Source organism: Streptomyces sp. NPDC096323 (genome assembly GCF_040302845.1).
Lineage (GTDB): Bacteria > Actinomycetota > Actinomycetes > Streptomycetales > Streptomycetaceae > Streptomyces.
In genome coordinates this window covers 537,810-549,591 of sequence record NZ_JBEOSI010000002.1, presented here as the reverse complement: position 1 = coordinate 549,591, position 11,782 = coordinate 537,810, and the positions used below count along the sequence as shown (strand labels likewise).

Below are 11,782 nucleotides of genomic sequence, written 5' to 3'. Positions count from 1 at the left end.
CGCTGTGTACGGTCCGGTCAGTTCTCCCAGACCTTGAAGGCCCGGACCTGGTACGGGGAGCGGGGCACCCAGGTGCCGCCGCCCGGGTACGTCTCGAACTCGCCGGTCTCCTCGCACTCCGCCGACTGGTAGGTGGTGACGGGGCGGCCCGTGCGGTTGACCAGGGCCTGGACGGTGGTGCCCGCCTTGAGCGGTACGCAGCTCTCGATGTCGATGGTGGAGAGCTCGTGGACCTGCCGGGCGCCGGTGAAGTCGGGTTTCGCCCAGAGGCAGAGCTGGCCGGTCGAGCAGTCCCCGAGCCGGCCGGGTGCGGCATGGGCCGGAGCCTGTGGGAGGAGCGCGGTGGCGGCCAGGGCGGCCGCGACAACGGTCGTACGCATATGAATCAACCCCCGTGTTGATGTGGATCTTCTACGCCCACCCTGAGCTGCGCGGCGGCGGATCGGGAAGAGTTCCGGGGGCGGGATCACCCTGATAGGCGACAGCCCCGCCGGAACGTTCCGGCGGGGCTGTTGTACGCGCTGTGTTGACGCCGAGGCCGCCCAGAGGACGGGTCAGATGTGACCGGCTCCCGCGCCCGCCTCGGCGTTCTCGCCGCGCTTGGTCAGGGTGGCGACGAGTGCGGCGATCACCGCGACGATGCCGGCGACCATGAAGGCCGTGCTCATGCCAGACAGGAAGGTGTCGTGGGCGACGCCCACGATCTTGCCGGCGACGTCCGGCGGGGTCCCCTCGGCGACCGGCGGCATGCCGACCTTGATGGCGGAGGAGGCCTGGTCGAGCTTCTCGCCCGACAGCGGCGGAAGCTTCGCTTCCGTCCAGTTGCCGGGGAGTACGGAGTCGACCCTGGCTGCCATGATCGCGCCCAGGACCGCCGTGCCGAGGCTGCCGCCGACCTGCATGGCGGCCTGCTGCAGACCACCCGCGACGCCGGAGAGCTCCATCGGGGCGTTGCCGACGATGACCTCGGTGGCGCCGACCATCACCGGGGCGAGGCCGAGGCCGAGCAGGCCGAACCAGATCGACATGGTCAGCGTGCCGGTGCCGATGGACAGCTGGGACATGCCGAAACAGGCGACCGCCGTGCACACCATGCCGCCGACGAGCGGGACCCGCGGGCCGAACTTGGTGATCATGAAGCCCGCGAGCGGCGAGGCGACGATCATCATGCCGGTCAGCGGCAGCAGGTGCAGACCGCTGTCGACCGGGCTCAGGCCGTGCACGTTCTGCAGGTAGAAGGTGACGAAGAACAGTCCGCCCATGAAGGCGAAGGCCATCAGTACCATCAGGACGACGCCCGCCGAGAGCGGGACGGACCGGAACATCGCCAGCGGGATCAGCGGTTCCCTGACGCGCTGCTGGACGAAGGCGAATCCGGCGAACAGGGCCACGGCCGCCACCAGGAAGCCGACCGTCTTGAGGTCGCCCCAGCCCCACTCAGCACCCTTGATGAGCGCCCAGATCAGGCAGAACATCGCCGTGGACAGCAGCACGATGCCGGTGATGTCGAAGGAGCGCGGCGCGTTCTCGGCGCGGTGGTCCTTGAGGATCAGCACGCCCATGACGAGGGCGATCACGCCGACCGGCACGTTGATGAAGAAGACGGACTGCCAGCTGACGTGCTCGACGAGCACGCCGCCCAGGATCGGGCCGCCGGCGGTCGAGGCGCCGATCACCATGCCCCAGATGCCGATCGCCATGTTCAGCTTCTCGGCCGGGAAGGTGGCGCGCAGCAGGCCGAGCGCGGCGGGCATCAGCAGGGCGCCGAAGAGGCCCTGGAGCACGCGGAAGGTGATCACCAGGACGACGCTGCTGGAGAAGCCGATGGCTCCCGACGCGGCGGCGAAGCCGACGACGCCTATGAGGAACGTCTGACGGTGGCCGAAGCGGTCACCGAGCTTGCCCGCGGTGATCAGGGAGACGGCGAGGGCCAGCATGTAGCCGTTGGTGATCCACTGGACGTCTGCGAGCGAGGCGCCGAGGTCCTTCTGGATCGCGGGGTTGGCGATCGCGACGATGGTGCCGTCGAGCGCGACCATCATCACGCCGATGGCCACGGAGAAGAGCGTCAGCCAGGGGTGGCCGCGCAGCCCCTTGGCAGGGGCGGTGCCGAGGGGGTCCCGGGGGCTCTTCGGCGCCTTTTCGACGGTGGTCTGACTAGTCATACGCGGGAGATTAGTGTCAGCCGCTGACAGTTGACAAACCAATTCACAAGTCAGTAACTGTCATGTAGCTCACAGGTAAGCTGAGCTGGACAAAGCAGGGAAAAGAGGACCGGTTCAGTGACCGACGGGCAGCAAGCCACAGCCAGGCCGGCCGGGCTGCGCGAACGCAAGAAGCAACGCACCCGGGACGAACTGATCCGTGCCGCCCTCGGCCTCTTCACCACCCAGGGGTACGAGGAGACCACCGTCGACGAGATCGCCGACGCCGTCGAGGTCTCCCAGCGCACCTTCTTCCGCTACTTCGCGGGCAAGGAGTCGGTGGTCTTCGCCGTCCAGGACATGGTGGAGTCGCACTTCGTCCTCGAACTGCGTCAACGCCCTGCCGCCGAAGCCCCTTTCGAGGCCATGCGACGCGCCGTTCTCTGCGCGTGGAACAGTATCGGAGAGGCGATCGAGGCCGTCATCCCGGTCGAACTCCACCTGCGGACCTATCAGATGATCGAATCGACGCCCTCCCTGCTCGCCACCCATATGCGGCGCGGCGTCGCCCTGGAGGAGCAGATCGCCGGGCTGATCGCCGAGCGCGAGGGCCTGGACATGGCCCGGGACCCCCGGCCCCGCGTCGCCGTCGCCGCGTTCTCCGGAGTGATGCGGGTCACCGGGCAGCTGTGGGGCCGGGACCGCGACGGCAGCATGGACGCGCTGCGGGCGCTGACCGAGACGTACCTGGACCAGTTGGGCCCGGCCCTCGCCGGGAACTGGCGCGCGCAGCCCGCCGGGACGGCGCACCTCAACTGAGGCGGTGTGTGCCGGACGCCTCAGTGCGCGGCATGACCGACGTCACAACAGGCGGGCCACGAGGCTCCGATGAGGCCCTTCGGCGGCTCCCGGCGCGGCGGAGCGTGCGCCACGGCCGTACACAGTGTGAGGAAAACGGGGCTTCATTCCCCGCACCCAGGTGATGTGCGTCACCCGCTTACCGATGCCCTACGCGCGTCTCCTAATGTGTGCCGGAGTGACTTCCTTCGACTCCTCCCCCACGCTCACCGCCTGGCGCGCTCTTCTCGCCATCGCGGTCGTGTTCGTGATGCTGGCGACCACCGGTTGGACCGCCGTGCGTCATCAACACTCCGCCGCGCCACGCGCGGTCGCCCTCGCCTCCTGGGCCAAGGGGTCGATAGCGGGACGCCCGCTTCCCGCGGCGGACGCGCCGGCGTACAAGCTGGCGCACTTCTTCGCCTCGCTCACGGACGCGCAGCAGACCGGCCTGGCCCGCACCTACCCGCTGGTGGTGGGGAACCTGAACGGCGCCCCGGTCACCCTGCGTTACCAGGCCAACCGGCTGGCGCTGGAGCAGGCGCGCACGGCCGAGGAGACCCGGGTGGACGACCCGAGGCTCTCCCCCGGCGGCCGCGCCGACGCGCAGCACCGGGTGGAGCGCTTCCGGTCGATGCTCGCCGAGGGCCGGCACTTCCTCGCGTTCGACCCCTCGGGCCGCGGCCACGCCGCCGAGGTGTTCGGCGACCTCGAACGCGCCGAACGCGTATCGGTGGTCGTCCCGGGCGTCGACACGAACCTGCTGACGCTGGAGCGCACCGGGGACAAGACGAACGCCGCCCCCGTCGGCATGGCCAAGTCCTTGTACGCGGCCGAGCACTCGGAACATCCCGGCGTCCGCACCGCGGTGATCGCCTGGGCCGACTACACCGCACCGGCCGGCATCGGCATGGACGCGGCCCTGGGCAACCTCGCCGAACGCGGGGCGGTCCGTCTCGACGCACTCGTCGGCGCGCTCCCGGGGACGGCTCCCGTCTCCTTGTTCTGCCACAGCTACGGCTCCGTCCTGTGCGGCGTCGCCGCGGACGAACTGCCCCGCCGGGTGACGGACATCGCGGTCGCGGGAAGCCCCGGCATGCGGGCCGACAACGCCGGCCAGCTGCACACCCGGGCCAATGTCTGGGCGATGCGGGACCACGACGACTGGATCGCGGACGTGCCGAACCTGGAGTTCGGGGGCCTGGGCCACGGGGCCGACCCGGTGGATCCCGACTTCGGCGCCCGTATCGCGTCGGCCGGCGACGCGGTCGGGCACAGCGGCTATTTCGAGCCGGGAACCGAGAGTCTCGGCAACTTCGCCGCGATCGGCGCGGGCGCGTACGCCTCCGTGACCTGCGCGAAGTCGGACAGCGGCTGCCACGAACAGATTTCCGGCCACACGTCGGTCTGACGCGCGTACAGACGGTGCGGACCGGTCCGACGCGCGTAGAAAACCATGACCGGCCGTGAATTGTCCGGGTCTCCGAGGGGCGACGCGCGGGCAAGTGCCGCATACGATGAGGCACATGGGTGATGTGCTGGCCGGAATTCATGCCACCTGGGAGTTCGACACCGACTCCGTGCTCATCCGCTTCGAACGGGGTATCCGTACGCCGAGGCTCTTCCAGAGCCTCCGTGAGCGCCGCGTCCCGCACGCGGCGCTGTCGTCGGTGACGCTGACCCCGGGCAAGCGGGGCACGGTGGTGCTGCGTGCGGTCCCCAGACCCGGCGCCGATCCGCTGCTGGAGGCGGCTGCCGGGCAGCTGAAGGACGGCTGCGATCCGTACCGCCTGGTGCTCCCAGCCGAGCGCGAGACGCTCGCCGAGTACTACGCGGACGAGTTGCGCGCGCGCCTTGGCCCCGAGGCGGGCGAGCCCGCGGACCGGTTCCTGGTCGCGGCCCCCGAGGCGCCGATGCGCTTCAAGGCGTACGACGGCCGGGCCAGCTTCGACGGGGACCGGATCTCCTTCCGGTGGTTCTGGACGGGCGCCTCCTCGGAGAAGTGGAAGGCGGGCGACCAGACGTTCCCCGTCACGGAACTGAGCGGCGTCGAATGGCGTTCCCCCGAGGCCTTCGAGGGCTATCTGCGGCTGGTGCCGCGCATACCCGCGTCCTCGGACGCGGCCACCGGCACGGGCGCGGGCCCTGCGGCCACCGGCCCTGGTGCGGGTCTCCTGACGAGCACCGCCCCGGCGCAGCCCATGGAGGCGCGTCGGGCCCGGGCGGACCAGGACCCGGCAGCGGTGATCTTCGGCCTCGGCTACGGCCCGGTGCACGAGTCGCTGCCCTTCGCCGCGGCCGTACTGGAGTCCGTCCGCAGGAGACACTCCGCGCCCGTCGCGGCAGCTCTGGTCAGTGCGGGACGCCGGGACCCGGCGGACATCGCCGAGCGGATCCGCCATCTCGGGGAGCTGCACCAGGCGGGTCTGGTGACGGACGACGAGTTCAGCGCGAAGAAGGCACAGCTGCTGGCCGAGCTGTGATCCGTACGGAGGTGTGCCCCTTACCGAACGGGCGCGGGTCATACCCTCGTACGACAACGGCCGCGGTGGAACCGGAACTCCGGTATGACGCCGCCGGGCGGCTTCGCTGCCTACCCTGATCAGGCCATGCCCCCATCCTCCCCGCCCCCGCCGTCATCGCCGCCGCCCGCTCCCCCGCACCCGCCGGCGGACGGTCTGCTGAGCGCCGCCCGCCGCAATCTGCGCGAGACCGGCCACGCGCTGTCCCATCCCTCGCATCCCCCGACACCGCTTCTGGCCGGTGCGCCGAAGCAGTGGCAGCGGCTGCTGCCGTACGTCGCCGTGCTCGTCCTCGTCGCCATCTTCGTCCCGGTCACGATCACCGTCCTCGCCGACCAGTACGGCCTGAACGGCGGCATCGCGGCCGCGCTCGCCGTCGCGCAGGCCGTGCCGCTCCTGATGCTGGCGCACCGCCCGCTTCAGGCCTGGTGGATCATCTTCCCCGCGCAGATCGCGGGCGCGGTGGTGCTGCTCGGACAGGACGGCGGGCAGAACAACGCCTGGCCGTGGACTCCGCCGGGTCTCGTCGGCTATCTCTTCCTGCTCCTGGCGCTGGGCCTGCGCGAGAGCCGGCGGACCCTCGTCGGCGTCTGGCTGGCGACCGGCGCCGCGGGGCTCGTCCTGTATCTGGTCTCCTCCCACCGCGGCACCGACAACTCGCTCCTGCTGGTCATCCTCGGTGCCGTCGTGCTGGTGATCGGCGCGGCGGTACGGGAACGGGGCGACGCCCAGCGCCGGCTCGCCGAGCAGGAGACCATCAGCGAGGCCGAGCGGGCGCAGCGCACGCTGCTGGAGGAGCGGACCAGGATCGCCCGCGAGCTCCATGACGTGGTCGCGCACCACATGTCGGTGATCACGGTCCAGGCCGACTCCGCCCCGTACCGGCTGAGCGGCGGTCTCTCCGACGAGGCGCGGGAGGAGTTCGCGTCGATCGCCGCGAGCGCGCGGGAGTCCCTCGGGGAGATGCGGCGCCTGCTGACGGTGCTGCGCAGCGAGGGCACGGAGGGCGAGCGGGCGCCTCAGCCGGGGCTCGACCGGGTGCAGCAGCTGGTGGAGGCGACGGTACGGGCGGGGCTGCCGGCCGAACTGTCGATGCCCGCCGGGCTGACCGGCGTCCCGCAGGCCGTGGACCTGTCGGCGTACCGGATCGTGCAGGAGGCCCTGGCGAATGTGGTCCGGCACGCGCCGGGGGCGCGGACCCGGGTGTCGATCGGTTCCGACGGTGCGCAGCTGACGGTGCTGGTCGTCAACGACCCGCCGATGCACACGGGTTCGTCGCTCTCGCCGCACACCCCTGTGGAGACGACGGGGACGGGACACGGGCTGATCGGCATGCGCGAACGCGTACGGTTGACCGGCGGAACGCTGGAGACCGGGCCCCTGGCTGACGGCGGCTTCCGGGTGTCCGCACGGCTCCCCCTCCCTCCGGCTCCTTCTCCTTCTCCCTCTTCTGTGCTGCCCCTGAATCCGGAGGACTCGTGACCATCCGTGTGATCATCGTCGACGACCAGGCCATGGTGCGGGCGGGGTTCGCGGCGCTCCTGTCGGCGCAGGCCGACATCGACGTGGTCGGTGAGGCGCCGGACGGGCGCCAGGGCGTCGACGTCAGCCGCCATACCCATCCGGACGTGGTCCTGATGGATGTGCGGATGCCCGAGATGGACGGCCTCGCGGCGGCGCGCGAACTGCTGAACCCGCCGGTGGGCGTGGTGCACGTGCCGAAGGTGCTGATGCTGACCACGTTCGACGTGGACGACTACGTGTACGAGGCGCTGCGCGCCGGCGCGTCCGGCTTCCTGCTGAAGGACGCCCCGCCGGCGGACCTGATCTCGGCGGTCCGGGTGGTGGCGGCGGGCGACGCCCTGCTGGCCCCGTCCGTGACGCGCCGCCTCATCGCGGACTTCGCCCGGCAACGGCCGTCCGGAGCCACGCGGGGCGGCCCGGCGCTTCGGCTCAACGGGCTGACCCCGCGCGAGACGGAGGTGCTGGAGCTGATGGCGCGGGGGCTGTCGAACCAGGAGATCGCGGGGCGGCTGGTGCTGGCGGAGCAGACGGTGAAGACCCATATCGGGCGGGTGCTGGCCAAGCTGGACCTGCGGGACCGCGCCCAAGCGGTGATCTTCGCGTACGAGGCGGGGCTGGTGGTACCGGGGGCACCTTGAGCCCGCCCGGCGATTGAGGGCATCTTTTGAGCCCGCCCGGCGATTGAGGGCATCTTTTGAGCCCGCCCGGCGATTGAGGGCATCCTTGAGCCCGCCCGGCGGTTGAGGACGAAGCGGACCGGCGGACCGCCCGCCCGAAGCGAGCCGCCCGCCGCCCCGCCCCGGGCAGAACCCGTACACCCCCTACCCCGGTATGACCTGACACTCAACCCCTCGGTGTGACGCCCCCGCACCCACCCTCTTCCTACCTTCCTTCCCGACGCGCCGAACGGCGTGCGGGATCCGGTTCAGCCGGAGAGGGAGGGTCGGATGCGCCGCTATGCGAGGACCTTGGTCGCGGTCGCCCTGGCGACCACCATCGTGTCGGGGACGGCCGGCTGGGCCTCGGGGAACGCCCAGCAGGCGCTGACCGGCCCGCCGCCCGGCACCGCCGCCTGGCGGTCGGATCACGTACTGGGCCGGGAGCTGCCCGACCCGGCCCGGGACACGCCCGCCCAAGTTGCGCGGTTCTTCGCGGGGTTGAGCGACAGGGACCAGCAGTCCCTGATCGCCCGGCATCCGCTGGTCGTCGGAAACCTCGACGGCGTACCCGTCGAACTGCGCTACCGGGCCAACGCCCTGGCCCTGAAGGCCGATCACGATCCCCGGTACGCGAGCCTCGGTGCCGACCCGCAGCGCCGGATCCTCGCGTTCGACCCCCGTGGACGCGGCCAAGTGGCCGAGGTCTTCGGGGACTTGACCACGGCCCGGCGGGTGTCCGTCGTGGTGCCGGGTTCCGACATCGACGCCGGGACCTTCGATCGTACGAGCGATGTGTACGGGACACCGGCCGGCATGGCCAAGTCGCTGTACGCGGAGACCGGTCCGGGCAGCGCGGTGATCGCCTGGGCCGGGTACACCACGCCCGTCGGCGTCGGCGTGGACGCGGCGACCGGCTCGCTCGCCGAGGCGGGTGCCGACCGGCTGATCCGGTTCACGGACGGGCTCGCGGCCACCGGCGTGCCCGAGCCCACGGTGTTCTGCCACAGCTACGGCTCCGTCGTCTGCGGCCTCGCCGCGCCCCGGCTGCGCGCCGGCGACCTGGTCGTCCTCGGGTCCCCCGGGATGCGCGCGGACAACGTGGGCGAGCTGCACACCGATGCCCGGGTGTGGGCCGCCAAGGACCCCGACGACTGGATCGACGACGTACCGAACGTCGAGTTCGCCGGGCTGGGCCACGGCGCCGACCCGACCTCCGCCGGATTCGGCGCCCGCCGGGTGCCCGCAGGTGACGCCCACGGGCACACCGGCTACTTCGCCCCCGGCACCGAGTCCCTCCGGGCCTTCGCCGCAATCGCGGAGGGGGAGCTGTGATGAGCGTGCGCGCCCTCGCCTCCCGTATCGAGGCCGGTACCCCCGCCCACCGCGACCGCTCCCTCGACGGGCTGCGCGCCCTCGCCCTGCTCGCCGTGCCCACCGGGCACTGGCTGCTCGGCGGCTTCCGGCTCGACGGAGGCGGGGCGCTGCACAACGCCAGCCCGCTCTCGGCCTTCGGCGCGCTCGCCCCGTTCAGCTGGGTGCTCCAGATGCTGGGCGTCTTCTTCCTGGTCGGCGGGTACGCCTCGGTGCTCTCGTACCGGCGGCGGACGTCCACGACGGGGGCCTGGCTGCGCGGCCGGATGGCCCGTCTCGGCCGGCCGGTGCTCGGGGTGACGGCCGTCTGGGCGGTGATGATCCCGGTGCTCCACGCGCTCGGCGTGCCGAGCGACACGCTGCGGACGGGATCGACGCTGGTGATCCAGCCGCTCTGGTTCGTCGGCGTGTACGCGGTGGTGACCGCGCTGACCCCGTTCTGCATGCGCGCGGCGAGGCGGCTCGGCGGCTGGGCCGCCGCCCCGCTGCTCGGCGCGGTCGCCGTCGTCGACGTGCTGCGCTACGGGCCGCTCGGCGACGCGATGCCCTCCTGGCTGAGCGTGCTGAACATTCTTCCCGGCTGGCTCTTCGCGTACCAGCTCGGCGTCTCCTGGGGCGAGGGCCGGATCGGGAAGCGGGGCGCCCGGTTCCTGCTCGTCGGCGGTGGGGTGCTGTTCGCCGTCCTGCTGCTGGTCTTTCACTACCCGGCGTCGATGGTCGGGGTGCCGGGCGAGGCCCGCACCAATTCGCATCCGCCGTCGCTGCTGGTCCTCGCCCTGGCCGCCACGCAGAGCGGAGCGGCGATCCTGCTGCGCGGCCGGATCGCCCGGTTGCTGCGCAGGCCGCTGGTGTGGGCGCCGGTCGTCGTGATCAACCTGTCGGCGATGACGATCCTGTGCTGGCACCAGACGGCGATGCTCGCCGCGGCCGTGCCGGCGTCGTTCGCGGGTGCGGTGCCCGGACTGACGACCGGTCCCGACACGCTCGGCTGGGTCGTGGCCCGGCTGGCCTGGATGCCGGTGTTCGCGGGGCTGCTGGTGCTGATCGCCCGGTACGCCCGGCGGTTCGAGGCACCTTGGAAGGCGGGCACGCAGGCCGCGAACGCCCGCCGCGCGGTGGCGGGGGTGCTCGCGGCCGGATTCGCGGTCTTCGCCCTGGGGATGGCGTGAGGCCGCCGCCGCCCGCTGCTCGCGGGCGGGGCAGTGTGGCTCATGACCGCCGCCGCTCGCTACTCGCGGGCCGTGGCCGTGTTGCTCATGTCCGGGTAGCGGTCCCCCGCCACCTGGCCGGCGATCGGCTCCAGCAGCGCAAGCTCCTCCGCCGACAGCGTGAGCCGGGTGGCGCCGAGGTTCTCCAGCAGCCGGCTGCTCTTGCGCGTGCCGGGGATCGGCACCACGGTCAGCCCGTGCACCTGGGCGCGCTGCTGCACCCAGGCGAGCGCGACCTGGGCGGCGGTCGCCCCGTGTGCGGCGGCGATCTTGTGGACCGGCTCCAGCAGCGCGGCGTTCGTCTTCGCGTTGTCGCCGGTGAAGCGCGGCTGGAACTTGCGGAAGTCGTTCGCCGTCAGGTCCTTGCCCGCGTCCGTGAACGCCCCGGTGAGGAAGCCGCGGCCGAGCGGCGAGTACGGCACGAAGGTCACACCCAGTTCCACGGCGGCGGGCACGGCGCTGCGCTCGACGTCGCGGCTGAAAAGCGACCACTCCGACTGGAGGGCGGCGATGGGGTGCACGGCGTGCGCCTCGCGCAGCTCCGCGCCGGTCACCTCGCTCAGCCCGAGCTGCTTGACCTTGCCCTGCCGCACCAGCTCGGCCATCGCGCCGACGGACTCCGCCAGCGGGACGGCCGGGTCGCGGCGGTGCATGTAGTAGAGGTCGATGACATCGGTGTTCAGCCGGCGCAGGCTGTTCTCGACCGCCTGGCGGATGTACGCCGGTTCGTTGCGCACGCCCCGGTAGTGCGGGTCGTCGTCGCGCCGCTCGATGGCGAACTTCGTGGCGAGGGTGATCTCGTCGCGGTGCGCCCCGACGAAGGGCGCGAGGAACGTCTCGTTGGCGCCGCTGCCGTAGACGTCGGCGGTGTCGAAGAGCGTGACGCCCGCGGCAAGGGCCGTCTCCAGGGTCTCGCGGGCCGCGACCTCGTCGGTGTCGCCGTAGAACTCGCTCATTCCCATGCAGCCGAGGCCCTGGACGCCGACCTGCGGGCCGCCGCTGCCGAGCTCCACGGTGGCGATCTTGTTGTCAGTCATCAGGCACTGGGCCTTTCCGGCGCCCGCGGGGCGCCTGCGTAGAACTCGATCTTGTAGTCGAGGACGGCGAGGGTGTCGTGGAGCTCCGCGATCCGCGCCCTCACGTCGCGGCGGGTCGCCTCCAGCAGTTCCCTGCGCTCCTCGAAGGTGTGCTCGCCCTCGCGCACCAGTTCCGCGTACCGGACCATGCCGGCGACCGGCATCCCGGTGAGCCGCAGCTTGCCGACGAAGGCGAGCCAGTCCAGGTCACCGTTGGTGAAACGGCGCTGTCCCGTGTGTGAACGGTCGACGTGCGACATCAGCCCGATCCGCTCGTACCAGCGCAGCGTGTGGGCGCTCAGCCCCGTGAAGACGGCCACCTCGCTGATGGTGTAGCGGTCCTGCCCCTCGGGACGCGGATGGGCCCGGGGTGCCGTTGGGGCCGTTGCGCAGGCATCCGTGCCTGCCGAAGTGGTCTCCGTATCCGTCACCGTCATGCAC

Annotated in this window: 11 protein-coding genes; 7 read left to right on the top strand and 4 right to left on the bottom strand. The window is 71.8% G+C overall.

The features are described 5' to 3' along the window. Positions 1-17: 17 nt before the first annotated feature. Together ABTX18_RS06410 and ABTX18_RS06405 are read right to left on the bottom strand one after the other, a co-directional pair. The gene (locus tag ABTX18_RS06410; protein WP_352121586.1) at positions 18-380 is read right to left on the bottom strand and encodes a peptidase inhibitor family I36 protein; all 363 of its coding nucleotides are present in this window, start codon (positions 378-380) and stop codon (positions 18-20) included. Between the two features lie 174 nt (positions 381-554). Then, positions 555-2,165: an MFS transporter gene (locus tag ABTX18_RS06405; protein WP_352121585.1), complete on the bottom strand. Its 1,611-nt coding sequence runs from the start codon at positions 2,163-2,165 to the stop codon at positions 555-557. A 117-nt stretch (positions 2,166-2,282) separates the two neighbouring features. On the opposite strand from ABTX18_RS06405, the gene ABTX18_RS06400 reads away from it, so the two are divergent. The 7 genes from ABTX18_RS06400 (at position 2,283) to ABTX18_RS06370 (ending at position 10,226) form a co-directional block, all read left to right on the top strand. Next, on the top strand, positions 2,283-2,963 hold the full coding sequence (locus ABTX18_RS06400; protein ID WP_352121584.1) for a TetR family transcriptional regulator: 681 nt from the start codon (positions 2,283-2,285) through the stop codon (positions 2,961-2,963). Positions 2,964-3,180: 217 nt separating this feature from the next. Then, positions 3,181-4,392, top strand: coding sequence for an alpha/beta hydrolase (locus ABTX18_RS06395; protein WP_352121583.1), 1,212 nt, complete (start codon positions 3,181-3,183; stop codon positions 4,390-4,392). Positions 4,393-4,507: 115 nt separating this feature from the next. Then, the gene (locus ABTX18_RS06390; RefSeq protein ID WP_352121582.1) at positions 4,508-5,464 is read left to right on the top strand and encodes a DUF4429 domain-containing protein; all 957 of its coding nucleotides are present in this window, start codon (positions 4,508-4,510) and stop codon (positions 5,462-5,464) included. A gap of 126 nt (positions 5,465-5,590) precedes the next feature. Continuing rightward, positions 5,591-6,985 carry a sensor histidine kinase gene (locus ABTX18_RS06385; protein ID WP_352121581.1) on the top strand — a complete coding sequence of 465 codons (1,395 nt, stop codon included), beginning with the start codon at positions 5,591-5,593 and terminating at the stop codon, positions 6,983-6,985. Next, complete coding sequence (locus ABTX18_RS06380) at positions 6,982-7,665, top strand: response regulator (RefSeq protein WP_352121580.1); 684 nt, start codon at positions 6,982-6,984, stop codon at positions 7,663-7,665. The genes ABTX18_RS06385 and ABTX18_RS06380 overlap by 4 nt, the downstream gene beginning before the upstream one ends. A 309-nt stretch (positions 7,666-7,974) precedes the next feature. Beyond that, positions 7,975-9,018, top strand: a complete 1,044-nt coding sequence (locus tag ABTX18_RS06375) for an alpha/beta hydrolase (protein ID WP_352121579.1) — start codon at positions 7,975-7,977, stop codon at positions 9,016-9,018. Beyond that, a complete protein-coding gene (locus ABTX18_RS06370) occupies positions 9,018-10,226 on the top strand; it encodes an acyltransferase family protein (RefSeq protein WP_352121578.1) in 1,209 nt (402 codons plus the stop codon). Before ABTX18_RS06375 ends, ABTX18_RS06370 begins: the two co-directional genes overlap by 1 nt. Before the next feature lie 59 nt (positions 10,227-10,285). Here the strand turns inward: ABTX18_RS06370 and ABTX18_RS06365 are convergent, their stop codons facing one another. Both ABTX18_RS06365 and ABTX18_RS06360 read right to left on the bottom strand, forming a co-directional pair. Next, the gene (locus ABTX18_RS06365; protein ID WP_352121577.1) at positions 10,286-11,302 is read right to left on the bottom strand and encodes an aldo/keto reductase; all 1,017 of its coding nucleotides are present in this window, start codon (positions 11,300-11,302) and stop codon (positions 10,286-10,288) included. Further along, positions 11,302-11,772 (bottom strand): MerR family transcriptional regulator, encoded by a 471-nt coding sequence (locus tag ABTX18_RS06360; protein WP_503061108.1) that lies wholly within the window; start codon positions 11,770-11,772, stop codon positions 11,302-11,304. The genes ABTX18_RS06365 and ABTX18_RS06360 overlap by 1 nt, the downstream gene beginning before the upstream one ends. Between the last annotated feature and the right edge of the window lie 10 nt (positions 11,773-11,782).